The organism is Bacteroides intestinalis (assembly GCF_003464595.1).
GTDB classification, from domain to species: Bacteria; Bacteroidota; Bacteroidia; order Bacteroidales; family Bacteroidaceae; genus Bacteroides; species Bacteroides intestinalis_A.
The window spans coordinates 226,167-242,648 of the sequence record NZ_QRZF01000006.1; the positions used below are offsets into that span (position 1 = coordinate 226,167).

At 40.2% G+C, this 16,482-nt stretch carries 12 protein-coding genes; 7 read left to right on the plus strand and 5 right to left on the minus strand.

All coding sequences use genetic code 11. The features are described 5' to 3' along the window. Window positions 1-47 precede the first annotated feature (47 nt). Genes DWW10_RS10990 through DWW10_RS11015 form a run of 6 tightly spaced genes read left to right on the plus strand, consistent with a single transcriptional unit; the run spans window position 48 to window position 10,469 of the window. Window positions 48-1,232 carry a DUF2264 domain-containing protein gene (locus DWW10_RS10990; protein ID WP_118421410.1) on the plus strand — a complete coding sequence of 395 codons (1,185 nt, stop codon included), beginning with the start codon at window positions 48-50 and terminating at the stop codon, window positions 1,230-1,232. Window positions 1,233-1,250: 18 nt separating this feature from the next. Further along, the gene (locus DWW10_RS10995; protein WP_022392583.1) at window positions 1,251-2,477 is read left to right on the plus strand and encodes a DUF2264 domain-containing protein; all 1,227 of its coding nucleotides are present in this window, start codon (window positions 1,251-1,253) and stop codon (window positions 2,475-2,477) included. Next, window positions 2,474-4,459 (plus strand): hypothetical protein, encoded by a 1,986-nt coding sequence (locus DWW10_RS11000; RefSeq protein ID WP_022392582.1) that lies wholly within the window; start codon window positions 2,474-2,476, stop codon window positions 4,457-4,459. The genes DWW10_RS10995 and DWW10_RS11000 overlap by 4 nt, the downstream gene beginning before the upstream one ends. Before the next feature lie 50 nt (window positions 4,460-4,509). Then, window positions 4,510-7,572, plus strand: a complete 3,063-nt coding sequence (locus DWW10_RS11005; protein ID WP_259320470.1) for a SusC/RagA family TonB-linked outer membrane protein — start codon at window positions 4,510-4,512, stop codon at window positions 7,570-7,572. Between the two features lie 10 nt (window positions 7,573-7,582). Further along, the gene (locus tag DWW10_RS11010; RefSeq protein ID WP_022392580.1) at window positions 7,583-9,355 is read left to right on the plus strand and encodes a RagB/SusD family nutrient uptake outer membrane protein; all 1,773 of its coding nucleotides are present in this window, start codon (window positions 7,583-7,585) and stop codon (window positions 9,353-9,355) included. A 16-nt stretch (window positions 9,356-9,371) separates the two neighbouring features. Continuing rightward, the gene (locus DWW10_RS11015) at window positions 9,372-10,469 is read left to right on the plus strand and encodes a glycoside hydrolase family 88/105 protein (RefSeq protein ID WP_022392579.1); all 1,098 of its coding nucleotides are present in this window, start codon (window positions 9,372-9,374) and stop codon (window positions 10,467-10,469) included. Window positions 10,470-10,563: 94 nt separating this feature from the next. On the opposite strand, the gene DWW10_RS11020 is transcribed toward DWW10_RS11015, so the two are convergent. After that, window positions 10,564-11,205 carry an outer membrane beta-barrel protein gene (locus DWW10_RS11020; protein ID WP_022392578.1) on the minus strand — a complete coding sequence of 214 codons (642 nt, stop codon included), beginning with the start codon at window positions 11,203-11,205 and terminating at the stop codon, window positions 10,564-10,566. 13 nt (window positions 11,206-11,218) lie between these two features. Beyond that, window positions 11,219-13,048: a YgiQ family radical SAM protein gene (locus DWW10_RS11025; protein WP_022392577.1), complete on the minus strand. Its 1,830-nt coding sequence runs from the start codon at window positions 13,046-13,048 to the stop codon at window positions 11,219-11,221. Between the two features lie 448 nt (window positions 13,049-13,496). Between DWW10_RS11025 and DWW10_RS11030 the strand changes: the two genes are divergently transcribed. Further along, a complete protein-coding gene (locus DWW10_RS11030; RefSeq protein WP_022392576.1) occupies window positions 13,497-14,678 on the plus strand; it encodes a sensor histidine kinase in 1,182 nt (393 codons plus the stop codon). A gap of 16 nt (window positions 14,679-14,694) precedes the next feature. Here the strand turns inward: DWW10_RS11030 and DWW10_RS11035 are convergent, their stop codons facing one another. From DWW10_RS11035 to DWW10_RS11045, 3 genes are all read right to left on the minus strand, one after another. Continuing rightward, window positions 14,695-15,759 (minus strand): hypothetical protein, encoded by a 1,065-nt coding sequence (locus DWW10_RS11035; RefSeq protein ID WP_022392575.1) that lies wholly within the window; start codon window positions 15,757-15,759, stop codon window positions 14,695-14,697. A gap of 127 nt (window positions 15,760-15,886) precedes the next feature. Next, the gene (locus DWW10_RS11040) at window positions 15,887-16,099 is read right to left on the minus strand and encodes a sulfurtransferase TusA family protein (RefSeq protein WP_022392574.1); all 213 of its coding nucleotides are present in this window, start codon (window positions 16,097-16,099) and stop codon (window positions 15,887-15,889) included. Between the two features lies 1 nt (window position 16,100). After that, on the minus strand, window positions 16,101-16,418 hold the full coding sequence (locus tag DWW10_RS11045) for a hypothetical protein (RefSeq protein WP_007663951.1): 318 nt from the start codon (window positions 16,416-16,418) through the stop codon (window positions 16,101-16,103). Between the last annotated feature and the right edge of the window lie 64 nt (window positions 16,419-16,482).

Consider the following 16,482-nt stretch of genomic DNA (forward strand, 5'->3'; position numbering starts at 1 on the left):
TGACACATCAACTGATTAAATTTGCATCAGCTCTTTTCTTTTCTTTTATGGCAATTTCTGCTGTACAAGGGCAAGGTGCTCCCCAAAGTGATAGAGAATATTGGGTACATACGCTATTAAAGATAGCAGATCCGGTTTTGAGTAATTTGAGTGAGGACCAGTTAAAAAAGAATATTCCTGTTGGACGTTCTTCATCTGCGAAAGCTAGTAGCAGGGAGTTTGTTACACATATGGAGTCGGTGGGACGAACAATAGCAGGAATAGCACCATGGTTGGAATTGGGACCAGATAAAACAGCAGAAGGAAAATTGCGTGATAAATATATTAAAATGGTCTGTAATGGGTTGAAGAATTCTGTAGACCCTCATGCTGATGATTATTTTAATAGTACAGCCACACGGCAGATTTTGGTGAATAGTGCCTTCTTGATACAAGGATTGTTACAGGCACCCACTCAGTTATGGGGAAATCTTGATGATAAGACTCAACAACGTTTAATAGAACAATGGAAATCGACACGTACAATGAAGCCGGGAAACAATAATTGGCTATTGTTTTCTGCGATGGTGGAATGTGGATTGAAAAGTTTCGGCAATGAATGGAATTTTGAAGTAATAGAGAAGGCTATTTCATCACACGAACAATGGTATAAGGGAGACGGAGTTTATGGAGATGGGGAGAATTTTCATTTGGATTATTACAATAGTTATGTCATTCATCCTATGTTGTTACAGGTTTTAAAGGTTGTAGTGAAATATGATTCATCTTATCAGACACTTTTAGACAAAGAGTGGAAACGTTTCGTCAGATATGCGGAAATTCAGGAACGCATGATTGCACCGGATGGAAGTTATCCGGTATTGGGACGTTCAGTAAGTTATCGTTCGGCAGCTTTTCAAGTTCTGGGAGCCAGTGCATTATTTCATCAACTTCCATCAAGTTTAAAAGTAGGCCAAGTACGGGGGGCAATGACTGCCATGTTGAAGCGTTTATTTGAACAGCCGGGTACCTTTGATAAAAATGGTTGGTTAACGATTGGAGTGTGTGGTGAACAGCCGGAATTAGGTGATTCTTATTTATCAACTCCTTGTGTCTATCTCTGTTCTTTAGGTTTTCTTCCTCTAGGTTTGCCGGCAGATGATGTTTTCTGGACAGCTCCTCTTTCCCCGTGGACCAGCATTAAAGCCTTTTCCGGGGAAGAGTTTCCCATTGATAAATTTATGAAACCATAATCAATATACTATAGAATCATGAAAAAGAATATTCTTACCTGTGCATTGTTCCTGTTAATAAGCTTATGTGGTTATTCACAAAATCCATCAGGTTTGGAGGATCGTGCTTATTGGGTTACTGTATTGACAAAAATAGCGGACCCGGTATTAGAAAATATGAGTAAGGGAGAACTGAAGAAGAATATGCCGGTAGAAACTATATCCGGTGCATTGAATCCTCCCAATACACGTACTACTCATTTAGAAGCTTTGGGGCGTTTGTTGGTTGGTATGGCTCCCTGGCTGGAACTTGGTCCTGATGAAACAGAAGAGGGAAGATTGAGAAATAAGTATATACGTCTGATGCTTCTCTCCATAGATAATGGTTTCAATCCCGAGTCTCCTGATTATTTAAACTTTGTGGTGACACGACAACCATTGGTGGACGCTGCTTTCTTCTGTCAGGGGATATTACGTGCCCCTAAACAAATTTGGGGAAATCTTTCGGACAAGACTCGACAGAATGTATTGAACGCATTGCAGCAGATACGTAAGATAAAACCAATAGAGAGTAATTGGTTATTATTTTCAGCCATGGTAGAAGCTACTTTACTGGAATTAACAGGAGAATGCAATATGGAACCTGTTAACTATGCCATTATGCGTTTCAAGGAATGGTATAAAGGTGATGGATGGTATGGAGATGGGGTAGATTTACATATGGATTATTATAATAGCTATGTGATTCATCCTATGTTATTGGATGTGTTGGAAGTAATGCAAAAGTATGCAAAAGGTGAAGAAGAATTTTATCAGTTGGAGAAAAAGCGCTTTTCCAGATATGCAGAACAACAAGAAAGAATGATTTCTCCGGATGGAGCTTATCCGGTGATAGGCCGGTCAATAGCTTATAGGTTTGGGACGTTTCATGTACTATCCCAAGCTGCATTGAAAGATTTGTTGCCGGTATCGGTTACAAAGGCACAGGTTAGATGTGCTCTGACAGCTGTTATAAAGAAACATATGTCGGTTAAGGGGAATTTTGATGCAGATGGATGGCTGACATTAGGATTTGCAGGTCATCAACCACAGATTGCTGAAAGATATATATCTACGGGAAGTCTCTATCTGTGTACAGCAGCTTTTGCGGCATTGGGGCTTTCTACTATTGATGAATTTTGGAATACTTCGTATGCCGAATGGACTGGAAAGAAGATATGGTGTGGAAATCCAGATGTGAAACTTGATAAAGCTATAAAACCATGAAAACGGAGCTTTTACATAAAATCATTTGGGGCAGTTTATGTCTTTTGATATTCGCATCGAAGGTAGATGCTGGTTCATTAAGAGATATAAATAATATATTATTGGCTGAACAAAATATTCGGGAAGATAATCCTCAATTAGGGCAGTTGGTAGAAATTTTTTTGAAGAATCAGAAGCGGGTAGTTGATTTTCAATCATCAGGATTAGATAATAATGAATATTTGAGATTGGTAGAATGCCAGGTTCGTGCATTTGCGTCTTGTCAGGATAAAGTGACGGGAGCAATTATTGATCCAGTCTATAAAATCGAATGGCAATACTCGACTCCTTGCTATGCTCTGTCTATAGGGTTACTGGCTCAAACGGGATACTTGAAAGATGATGCTTTGGTAAAGAGTGGAATAAAGGCTTTGGATTGTTCTGTGAGTGAGATGCATGAGAACAGGTGTGCCCATCACCATGGTGAATTCTTTATTCAGCCTATCATGCTGGCGATGGATCTTTATAAAGGATTGGTTTCTGAAGCACAAATGATTGTCTGGCACGAAAAAATGGCTGAAATTGATCCGTATGTGCTATATCGGGATAACTTGAAGCGTAAGAAAATCTGTTATAATCACAATGTTGTGGCTTTAGCTGGTGAATATTTACGGTTAAAAAAAGGGATTAACGATCACAAAGATTTTTTTCATACCCATCTGGAACACCAGCAGCAATATATGTCTGATTTTGGCTTGTATATAGATAATAAGACTAATCCGCCAATGGTGTATGATGAGTTTACGAGGCAGTTTATGGCTTCTATTTTGGCGGAAGGATATAACGGAACGTTTTTTGATTTTTATTCCCGCAAATTATGTTTGGGAGCATGGACTTCTCTTTTCATGCAATCGCCTTATGGAGAGGTGCCGACAGGCGGCAGAAGTGCTCAACATATCTGGAATGAAGCAGCGGCAGCCGTGACTTATGAGATTTACGCTTCACAATATGCAGCTTTAGGAAAAAAGCAGGAAGCAGGCGCTTTTAAACGAGCTGCGCATTTAGCACTTAGGAGCATCGGAAGATGGATAAGAGAAGATGGAAGCGGATTTATTGTGAAAAACCGTTTTCCTATCGAAGTGATGCATGGGTATGAAAGTTATTCAGCGCAATCACAGTATAATCTGTTGGCATGCTGGCTAATGTGTGTTGCCTATTTATATGCTGATAATTCTATTAAAGAATTTCCGTCTCCGGCCGATATCGGTGGATATGTTTTGGTTATGAAAGACGTGTTCCATAAGGTTTTTGCTAATTCTGGCGGAAACTATGTAGAGTATGAGCTCAGTGGAGATCCTCGTTATAATGCAACAGGACTCATCAGAATTCATCTGAAAAATTCAAACCCACAGCTAGGTCCTTCGGATGGAATTCCCCATAAATGGGATAACAAGAAGAAGCAGGATTTAGGTGGAGAACTGTATGCGATTGGACCTGAATGGCATGATGCTACGGGGGGAATACACCGCTTAGCGGAATATACTAACATATTATTTCCAAATACATCTTGTTTTTCTGCATACAGAGGTAGTAAGCTTCCTGAAATAGATGTGAGGAATATTAGACAATCTGTAGGTGGAGTTGCATTTGAAGTCATCTATACTGGTAGATTTGATGGGATTACTCAAATTTCACAACGAGTTTATATTGACCATACCGGAATTACTGTGCGTGATATTCTGAAAGGGAATGTAAAAAAGGTGCGGGCATGTTACCCCATGTTAATAAATGATGGTATGGAAGAAACTAAAATTGATTTTCAAAATGGGAAAGTGATATTGCAGTCTCGTGATGGTCAAATTTGTTTTCAGGCCATATCACCTCGAAATGCTACCATACAGAGGAAGCAGAAACGAATTCCCTATAGAAATGGATATGCGGATATCGCTTATTTTGAATCTGACAAGAATGTGATACAGTATAAAATAACCACAGGGTTTTAGTATTAACCATTTAAATATTAATAACTATGCATGTGAAACACAAATTGTTTATGAAATTGTACCTGTTTTTTAGCTTAATCAGTTGGTCAACAGGTGTCTATGCACAAAATTTTGTAGTTACCGGAAAAGTAACATCCAATGGCGAAAGCGTCATAGGAGCAACTGTGCAAGTGAAGGGGAAAATAGCTGGTACTATCACTGATATTGATGGTAATTATCGGTTAACATTGGAAAATTCCAAAGAGACTCTCGTTTTTTCATTTATTGGTTATCAGTCTAAAGAGGTTACGGTTAATGGAAGGAATGTGATTAACGTGGAATTGGAAGAAGATGTCGCTCAATTGGAAGAGGTTGTTGTGGTTGGTTATGGAACGATGAGAAAAAAAGATCTCACAGGAGCAATAACTCGTATCTCTACAGAAAATACGACGCAGTCGGTAACTAGTGTAGCTGAAATGCTGCGTGGTACGGTAGCAGGATTTTCTGCAGGGTTCGGAACTTCTGCCAAAGGGGGTGGTTCTATGTTGATTCGTGGTGAGAAATCCATTAATGCCAGTAATTCTCCTCTGATTGTATTGGACGGAGTTATCTTTAATGGCGATTTGGTGGATATCAATCCCAGTGATATTGAAACGATTGATATTTTGAAAGATGGTAGTTCTGCAGCTGTTTACGGATCACGTGCGGCTTCGGGAGTGGTCGTCATATCAACGAAACAGGGTAATGAAGGAAAGCCTGTCATCAATTTTGATATGAAGATAGGTATGCAGAATTTGACTCGTAATCAGCGTCCTTTTAATGGGCAGGAATATATGGTTATGAGAAGGGATGAGAAAATCCGGAGTAATCCATCTCGTCCTTTGGGATACTTCCATAATCCGGACAATTTGCCACAAGGAGTTGATCTGAATACCTGGTTATCGTATACAGGGGCTTCGGCAGATTCAAATCCGGCAGAGATTTGGCTGAATCGTTTGGCCTTTTCTACAACAGAAATAGATAATTATCTGGCAGGTAGGGAAACGGATTGGTATGATGCTTCTTTTCAAAACGCTTTGCGTCAGGATTACAATGTAAGTATCTCTGGAAAGAATGACAGAGTTTCTTACTATTGGTCATTAGGAAGCATTAATAATCAAGGTATTGTAGTAGGAGACCAATATAAGACCATCCGTTCGCGTTTAAATTTGAAAGTAAATGTTAGAGATTGGCTTCAGGTCGGCTTGCAAGCACATTATGCCACTCGTAATGAAAGTGTAGATGAAGTTGATTGGGAAGAAGCTATTCAGGCTAGTCCCTGGGGGAGTAAATATGAAGAAGACGGTTCTTTGAAGTTCTATCCTAATGATGATAATATGAGCACGAATCCTTTTGCAAGCTATGAACAACGTGATCGTTTCAATGTGACTCAGACATTCAATGCTACATTGAATGCAAAGATTACATTGCCATGGGGATTCGTTTATGAAATGAGCTATTCGGACTATAACAATTGGCAAAAGAATCATTATTTTGATCCATCTACCAGTATGGCTGGTGAAAAGTATAAGGGGCATGCCGTCAGGCGTAATAATAGTGCTCATTCCTGGATGTTTGATAATATCTTGAGATGGAACCGTACATTCAATAAAATTCATAAGCTTGATTTGACCCTTTTGTTTAATCTTGAAAAAAATGAAACTTGGTCTGATAAAGCGGAGAATTCCAATCTTACTCCTTCTGAAGTACTTGGTTGGCATGCTGTTGCAAATGGTACGAATCCGGTTGTAGGGAGTGATGATACAGTGGATACGGGAAATGCTATGATGGCAAGACTGAACTATAATTTAATGGATCGCTATTTGTTTACTGCTTCTTTCCGGCGTGATGGTTATTCGGCTTTTGGTTCTAATAATCCATATGCTAATTTTCCTGCATTTGCATTTGGTTGGAGAATGAATGAGGAAAACTTCATGAGAGCGATTTCGTGGATTGATAATTTGAAATTTCGTTTATCTTGGGGTATCAATGGAAACCGGAGCATAGGACGTTATGCTGCTTTGGCAAATTTGGATTCGGAGAAATATCTGCATAACGGAAGTACAGTTATTGGGATTTATGCCACTCGTCTTCCCAATGAAAACCTGAAATGGGAGAAGACTGAAGCATATAATATAGGCTTTGACTTTGCAATTCTGGGTAATCGTTTGAATGGAACAGTGGAGGCTTATTATATGTCTACAAAAGATTTGCTGTTAACTCGCTCTTTGCCGGATATTATTGGTTTTTCCGGAGTAACAACTAATTTGGGAGAAGTTCGTAATAAAGGCTTTGAATTGTCTTTAAATTCAGTTAATATCGATCATAAGAATTTCAGATGGTCTTCTTCTTTCATTGCTTCTCTTAACCGGAATGAAATTGCCCATTTGTATGGGGAAATGGTAGATGTGCTGGATAAAGATGGAAATGTAATAGGACAGAGAGAAGATGATGATATTCAGAATGGATGGTATATTGGACATGCTTTAGATGAAATTTATGATTATAAAATTTTGGGAGTATGGCAAGAGAATGAACGTGAAGAGGCTGCCAAGTATGGTAAAGAACCGGGTGATTTTAAGATATGGGATGTAAATAATGACGGAGAATATCTACCGGAAGATGATAAAGTATTTCAAGGACATAAGCGTCCTCGTTTTTCATTCGGTATTGGTAATACGATGGAGTTCTTTAAATGCGTGGACTTTTCATTCTTTATTCGCTCAGATCTTGGACATAAGTCTTCTAATAGTCATTATACTCATCCCACGGATTATTATTATGACCGCGTAAATGCTTATAAATATGATTATTGGACTCCGGAGAATCCTACAAATGAATTTGCACGTTTAGGTTCGAATACGAAATCTCCGTCATTCAATGTTTATAAAAACCGTTCGTATGTACGTTTACAAGAAGTTTCGTTAGCTTATAGAATACCTAATAAGATATCTTCTAAATGGAGCGTCTCCAATGCTCGTGTTTATATAAACATTTCTAATCCTTTATTGATAACAGGATGGAATTATTGGGATCCGGAATCCTTATCTCCGGCACCGCGTACGTTTACTTTTGGTATTAATTTCTCATTATAAAAGTATAGATATGAAAACACAAATAATATTAAGGAAGGTACATTATGCATTCTCTGCATTTTTGTGTACTGCATGTTTGGTTTCTTGTAATGATTGGCTAAAACCGGAACCTTTGTCATTCTATTCTCCTGAAAATACCTATGTGACGAAAGAAGGATTAGAAGGTGCTTTGGTTTCTTGTCGCGCCATGATACGTCCGGAGTTTATAGGAAATAATTCTTATGCCTGCACAGAATTGATGACTTCTGATGTTGCTGTAGCTGGCAATATCGTTGCTCAAACTTTAAAAAACTTTGAGATTCAGCTAAAGCCGGGTGCTTATGGAGATTCTCAGATTGGTACTTTCTGGAGTAAAGGCTATAGTGCTATTCAGAAAGCAAATACAATAATATCTCGTGTACAGGCTGCGGATGAGATTACTGAAAATGATAAAAATACAATTCTGGCTGAAGGGTATTTTCATAGGTCTTATTGGTATTATAAACTGGTGAATCAGTTTGGAGATGTACCTTTTATTGATAAAGAAGTCACAACTCCTAAATTAGATTTCTATTCACATACACGTAGTAGTATTTTGAGACGTTTACGAGAAGATATGATGTTTGCCACCCGCTATCTGCCGGAGAGTGCTCCTCATGGTGCTGTTTCCAAGGCAGCAGGAAATCATCTGCTGGCTAAAATATGTTTGGCATGTTGTGATTTTGACGGAGCTGTCGCTGCTACTACTGCTGTCATAGATCATAGTCAACATAAACTGATGGAAAAAAGATTTGGGGTCAATATATCGGATGCTCAATATAATATAATAAGTGATCTTTTTAATCGGGAGAATATCAATTCTTCTGAAAATCTGGAAGGCATTTTTCTGGTTGAGGATAAACAATTGACAGAAGGGGGGACTTCTACCGGGTCTTATCGGATGAGAGATCTTGTTCCTTGCTGGTGGAATGCAAATACCAACAATGATCCGGATGGTAAACGTGGCACAATGGATAAAGCGGCAGGACAGCCTCAAATAGGGCAAGTGGGACGTGGTATCGGTAGAATCAGAACGACTAATTATTTTAATTATGAAGTTTGGGATTCCAAAGACGATTATCGCCATACAGCTCCTAATTGGTTGAATATGGAGGATATGGTCTATAATAATCCGGCATCTAAATATTATGGTCAACCTTTACAAAAAAAGTATTGTGTAGATACTATTTATGCTTGGAGTCCGATGATGCATTACAAGACTTTTGTACCTGAAGATAATAAACCTGATACTCCTCAGGGAGGATATACGGATTGGTATGTATTCCGTTTGGCTGAGACTTATTTACTGAGAGCTGAAGCTTATTATTGGAAAGGAAATATGGATGCAGCCATGAATGATATTAATAAAATCCGGATGCGTGCTAATGCAGCAGAGTTAACAAACTCTCAGCAAGTAACCATTGAATATATACTGGATGAGCGTGCTAGAGAATTGTTTTTTGAAGAACCTCGAAAGACGGAATTGACTCGTGTGGCTTTTATCATGGCAGAAAAGGGATTGAATGGGTATTCACTTAGCGATATTTCAGAGAAGAATTATTACTATGACCGAATGATGAGATATAATAACTTCTTCCGTGAAAAGATCAATCATAATGGCATCAATATTTATACTATTAAGCCTTATCATATATTATGGCCTGTACCGGAGAATGCGATTGCTTCTAATTCCAGAGGTCGTATTAATCAGAATTTAGGATATCCGGGAGCCGATCAGAATGTACCGGCGCTCGAAGTTGAATAATAAATTATTTAAAACCATGAAGAAAATTTTAGTTCTGTTTTTGTTTTCAGTAGGTTGTAGCTTATATGCTCAGCAGTTTTCAGCTGACATGAAGAAAGCTGATATTATGAAAGTCTGCGATGCAGTAGCCAAATGGCAGATCAATCATCAAAAAGAGGTGAAACATCATCCCTTGGATTGGACAAACGGTGCATTATACCGGGGGATGACCGAATGGGGGAAGGTCTCCGGTAATGAGACATGTTATGACTTTGTACGTGAAATTGGTGAGAAATACAATTGGAATATGTGGGATCGTGTTTATCATGCAGACGATATCTGTGTGGGACAGGCATTTATTGAAATGTATCGCAAACTGGGAGATAAACGGATGTTGCAGCCGGTGATGGAGCGGGCATATTATGTGGCAACTCATCCTTCGAAAGCCCCTTTGTTGAAAACGGATGCAGTGGGAACTTTGGAACGCTGGTCTTGGGCGGATGCATTGTTCATGGCACCGCCGGTATATGCGGCTCTGTATACAATGACGGGAGATGATGTTTATTTGAATTATATGAATAGTGAATATAAAGAATGTGTAGATTCATTGTATGATGAAGAATATTCACTTTTTTATAGGGACAATAAGCGAATTCCTATGCGTGAGAAGAACGGAGCCAAACAATTTTGGGGACGTGGTAACGGTTGGGTATTTGCCGGACTTCCTTTGATTATAGATAATCTCCCAATAGATTGTGACTCGCGTAACTACTATATTCAACTGTTTGTGAAAATGGCTGAGGCCGTACGTAAAACCCAATGCGAGGGCGGTGACTGGCGCACAAGCTTGCTGGATCCGGATTCTTACGATATGCCTGAAAATAGTTGTTCTGCTTTTATGTGCTATGGAATTGCGTGGGGACTCAGAAATGAATACCTGGCAAAACGTACTTATAAGCCTGTGCTTGAAAAAGGCTGGAAGTCACTGGTCAAAGCCGTACATACAGACGGTAAGTTGGGATATATACAACCTGTAGGGGCTGCTCCCAAGGCTGCAGGACGTGATGCTACTGATGTATATGGTGTAGGTGCTTTCTTGTTGGCTGGCAGCGAATTATACAAACTGATTAAGTAACAGAATCCCCCTTCCATACCCATACGTTTCTCTATTAATAGAACTTTATGGATGTGGAAGGGGATATTTTCTTATGGATTGGCGGAAAATTCTGTTATCGTCCGAACTGTATGGCAAAACCTATATTGAAGAACGTAATATTGTTCTTAAACCAGCTGTGATCTATTCCGTCATCATAATCATCCGGATTGTAAAGTCGGGCATCAGGATTGGCAAACCAGTCGGCCGTCAGAATGTCGGCACGAAATACTCCGGATATTTTTTTAGAAATATAGAATTCGTAACCCATGCCGATTGACAGGCCGCAATATCCTCTATTGAAAAGAAATCCTTTCTTGGTGTTTCTCTGGTATGTACGCTCCTCGTAGTTCATATAACCGATACCGAATGATAGGAAAGCACCTTGATTGCCATTGCTCCATAAGTAACGGTAGGTGATGTTGGGATGTATGTAATGTAAATGCATTTTATCCGGAGAATGAGCAATTCTCAGGTAATCATACTGAAGTCCCAAAGCGAAGTTTGGCATGAAGTAATAGCGCCCTTCCGTCGTCAGGTTATATCCTGCACGATTTCCATTCTTGTTAAAGAAGTCATTACGATTTCCATCTACATACGGCAGGGTCAGTCCGCCACCGAATGATACACTGAAGTCTTGCGGTAAACGATCTTGTGCTTGCAAGAGTGAGTTTGTGCAACTCAAGGATACAATAAGGAAAATGATTAATTTTTTCATGCCTGATTCGTATTTATCGTTTTACATATAGTTTGTCAATCAAATCTTGTCGTCCTATTCGCCTTAGTTCATTGATAATATTCTTTCGCTCTTCCGGCTTATACCAGAAGAAGAACTGACGTTGGGCCAACTTTTCCCGTGGAGTTTTGGCACTAAATACAGGTTCCAGAGTATAAGGGTGGAAGCCGGTGTACCATGCTTCGGTGGCCACAGTCATTGGGGTAGGGGTAAAGTCTTGTACCTGTTCCAGTTGGAAGTCAAGACGTTTGGTAATGACGGCCAGTTCTGCCATATCTTCTTCTCGGCAGCCGGGATGGCTGGAGATAAAGTAGGGGATAAGCTGTTGCCGCAATCCTTCTTCGCGGTTGATGCGGTCGAATATCTTTTTGAATTCCTGGAACTGACTGAATGAAGGTTTGCGCATGATGCTCAACACTCGTTCGCTGGTATGCTCCGGAGCTACTTTCAGACGTCCACTGACGTGTCGGGCTATCAACTCACGGGTATATTCAGCAGTGCTTTTATTGGTTTCCGGATCTTTGCTCCGGTGCAATAATAAGTCATAGCGTACACCACTTCCGATAAATGACTTTTTGATGCCGGGCAGTGCATCCACAGCATGGTAAATATCAAGTAATGGGCGATGACTACTGTTCAGATTCGGGCATACTTTGGGATGAATGCATGACGGGCGCTTGCACTTCTTACAAAGAGCTTCATCATTTCCCCTCATGTGGTACATGTTGGCCGAAGGGCCTCCAAGGTCGCTCAGGTATCCCTTAAAGTCAGGGAGCTCCATTAATGCTTTCACCTCTTTCAAGATGCTTTCTTTACTACGGCTGACAATGAATTTTCCCTGATGCGCCGAGATGGTACAGAAAGCACAGCCACCGAAACAGCCGCGGTGGATATTAACGGAAAACTTGATCATGTCATAAGCCGGAATACGTTTGCCTTTGTATTTGGGATGAGGCAACCGGGTATAGGGTAAGTCGAAGGAGTGGTCAAGTTCTGCTTCCGTCAGCGGAGGATAAGGCGGATTGACAACGATGGTCAGGTCATCCACTTCCTGTGTGATGCGTGAGGCCGCATATTTATTGCTTTCTTCTTCAATATGGCGGAAGTTGGCAGCTTGTTTTTTCTTATCTTTCAGGCACTCTTCGTGAGAGTAAAGGCGGATATCTCCTTCTTCCGGCACAAATTCCGCTGTCTTGCAAAGATAGGCTATTTGTGGGATATCACGTTGCAGGGGCAAGCCGGTATCAGCCTGCTGCTGCATTCTTTTTGCCAGTTCCACAAGTGGCTTTTCTCCCATCCCATAGATCAGTAAGTCGGCTCCACTATCTACGAGGATGCTTTTGCGTACTTTATCCTGCCAGTAATCGTAGTGCGTCAATCGGCGCATACTTGCCTCAATGCCTCCCAAAACAACTGGAATGTCGGGATAGAGTTTCTTCAGGATTTGGGTATAAACGATGGACGGATATTCCGGTCGCATGTCCGGACGGGCATCCGGTGTATAGGCATCATCACTACGAAGACGCTTGTTTGCCGTATATTTATTGACCATAGAGTCCATGCAGCCGGCACTGATACCGAAGAATAGGCGGGGACGTCCCAATTTTTTAAAGTCACGTAAATCGTCTCGCCAATTGGGTTGAGGCACAATCGCTATACGCAAGCCTTCCGCTTCGAGGATGCGTCCCACGACGGCAGCCCCGAAAGAAGGATGGTCCACATAAGCATCTCCGCTGAACAAAATAACGTCCAGTTCGTTCCATCCACGCAATTCTACTTCTTTTTTGGTTGTGGGCAACCAATCAGTCAGTCGATATTCTTTCATGCTGCAAAGATACGCATAAAATGAGGTTCAGCCAGAAAATGTGCAATTTTTGCATTCATAATCTATGCTTGTCGTATCTTTCATATCTCCGATTTTGCTTTTTAATAGGTCTGTAAGGGATATAGCTTCTTAGGGTAGTATAGATCATAGAAGAACTTAGTACCTTTGCCTGCGAATGTTAATGCGTTCCACCATGGGGAACATTTCGTCCCCTTATAAGGAACATTGCGTCCCTCCATAAGGGGACGCAATGTTCCTTATAAGGGGACGAATAAACTTTCGTTGTCTTAGTCTTTAGTCCTTACGGAAAAGCGCCTTAGCTTTCACTGGTAACTTGGCAAAGCATGGGATGGGCACAAATAAAAATGCCAAAGAATCGTCTGGTTTATCCAGATATTTTATATTTTTGTACGCTAATGGCACAAATCAAAATATAAATCAATCAATTATGGAAACATCTCCGTATGAAGAATCAGGTTCAAAAGACACGCTACAAAGCAAACTTGACCGGGCAACTTTGGTTTTACAAAATATTAATGCCTATTTTTTACTGATTGATAAAGATTTTATTGTTTGCGACACTAATTACTACTCCTTGAATAAGCTTCCTGTTCCTGAGACTGGTGTGATGAAAAGGGTCGGTGACTTGTTGCATTGCCGGAATGCTGCCGAAGCCGGTGAGTGTGGCATGCACCAGCAGTGTAAACTTTGTGGTATCCGCGCAGCTATTGGAAGAGCTTTTCAGAAGAAAGAGAGTTTCAAAAAAGTAAATGCTTCTATGAATCTTCTGAATGAAGAAGAAGACAAAGTGATCCCCTGTGATGTTTCAGTATCGGGCGCTTATGTTGTTATTGAAGGAGAAGAGCATATGGTATTGACGGTTTATGATGTAACGGAACTGCAGAATGTTCAGAGGTTGCTGAACATAGAGAGAAAGAACTCGATATCTGCAGAGAGGTTGAAATCTACTTTTATTGCGAATATAAGTCATGAAGTCCGTACACCACTGAATGCGATTGTTGGCTTTTCCGGATTAATAGCTACTGCTTCCGATGAAGAGGAGAAGAAACTGTATATGGATATTATTTCAGAGAACAATGAGCGTTTGCTGCGTTTGATAAATGATATCTTTGATCTTTCGCAGATAGAGGCCGGGACTTTGAGTTTCGAGTATTCGGAGTTTGATGCCAATGACTTGTTGAGAGAACTGGAAGGCATGTTTCAAGTGAAACTGTTCAATAACCCTTCAGTTGATTTGATCTGTGAAGCATCCTTGCAACCTATTATCATGTATTCTGAACATCAGCGCATCATTCAGGTAATGGCAAATCTGATTCATAATGCGATTAAGTTTACCAAATCTGGTGAAATACGCTTTGGTTGCCACATGAAGGAAACGGATACCGTTCATTTTTATGTGTCCGACACCGGGATTGGGATACCGGAAGAAGAGCAACAAGAAATATTTACCAGCTTTAAGAAGTTGGATCGGGAAGTGCCGGGAACAGGTTTAGGGCTGACGCTTTCGCAAACTATCATTCGTAGTCTGGGAGGCAAGGCGGGTTTGGAATCTGAGGTAAACAAAGGGTCTACATTCTGGTTTGAAGTGCCTTTGCTTATGCAGGAATAATGATAGAGCCTAATATTTACTTTATGCGGAAGGAGTCCAAAAAATTGATAACATCCGGGTGATTAGCTTCGTCCCTGTATCGAAGTAGAACCTGAAGAATATATAATTTGCGTTTGATATAAAATGCCCGGCAAAGAAATGTACGGTAATTAATCCCGTTTATTCCAGTGTAAGTAAAAGCTATGCCTTCGGGATTTCCAGATTTCATTTCTTCCTTTTTGAGTAGTTTACCTTGGGAAGTGGCATTGATAATCATGTGCATCAATTCTCTCCAGAAATACTCTTTTTGTTCGGCAGATATTTCTTCTGGCAGTTGGTCTGTATTGTAGCATATTTCAGATATTTCATATACCTCTATCGGAGATACACTAACCTGAGAGATTACTTCCAGTTCTCCCATATATCCTGTTTCGGGTTTCTTTGGGGCTTCGCCGGAAACTACTACATGATATTTGATTCCAGCTTCCGGAGAATCTATTTTTTGAATCTTAGGGGTGAAGGGAAAGTTCATGGTATAGCTTAGACTGTCGGTACTGATGCTTTCGATCTGATTATTATAAAGAGTTATCTGGAAACTGCGTATGAACTGTATCAAATCAGCATTATATTTTTCATCTTTTTTGCATGTAACTTCTAGTGTATAAACTTTGTTCTTACCCGATCCTATGTAAAAATGAGTGTATTCTCCGGTCTTACTTTGCAGTACATAGCAATTGAATGGAATCATTCTTCCTTGCATGATATCTTTTTCTATGAGTCGCAATCCTTGACTATGAAGTTTAAGAGTTGTCAGTTCTTCTTCTTTGTATTCGGCATAAGTGCTGTCAGCCGGATTAGAGGATTCCCACACAGTGATTTGATATAATTTATTAGGATGATCTTTTTCGTTTATAATATTTTCAAAGCTATAACACGTAGATTCTCCTTCAGTCAGCGTACTTGCTGTAGGAGTCTGATAAAAAGAAGCTATAAATCCTAATTTGTCCATCTTGACAAGATGCCATTCGGGAATATCTTGTGCGCTTAATGGGGTGGCTACAATTATTATCAGGAGTGGAAGGAAAAAATAGAGTGTTTTCATGTTTCTGATGTATTAGCTTGAAGTACAGTCGAATAAAAAAGACGGGAAACATCACTGCAATGTATCCCGTCTGTATTTGTATAGGGGCATTGAAATCTCTTTTGTGAAAAAAGTGGCGGATCAACTATTACATCTTGAACTGCAAGATCATCCGTTCTCCGTCGTATATTTCTCGGAAACCAATGCTCTGTTCCGCGAGGTATTCCTTCAAATCCTGGAAAGCCTCAGCGTTATTCATTATAATTTCCAACTTCTCACCCGGCGCGGTTTCGCACATAGCTTTGACTGCCGGGATGAGAGGACTGTAAAGTTTTTGACCACAGGTGTCGATTGTTTTCATTTCATGACTCCTCTTCTATGGGTTCTTGCTTGGAAAGCCATTCCAGATAGAGTTTGATCAACTGTTGTAATCCGAAGGCTTTCATGTTGTTGTGGTATATCACGTCGATGCAGAGGTCGAGCAGATCTTTGCTGTCCTCCTCTTGTGATGCGATGAGGGAGCGGATATTCAGTCTCAGTTTCTCCAGAACAGACTCGTCTACAATACCGTTACTGTCAATAAGATGACGGAAAAGTCCGTATTTCTCAATAGTAGCCAGATTCTCTTCGGATATTTCTAAACTGCGGGTACCGCTGGGGTTTGCTTGTATAGTGTACATAGTTTTTTTATGTTTTAAAGGTTTATACTCTGAGAGCAAAGATAAGTTTTTCACCACAGATTAT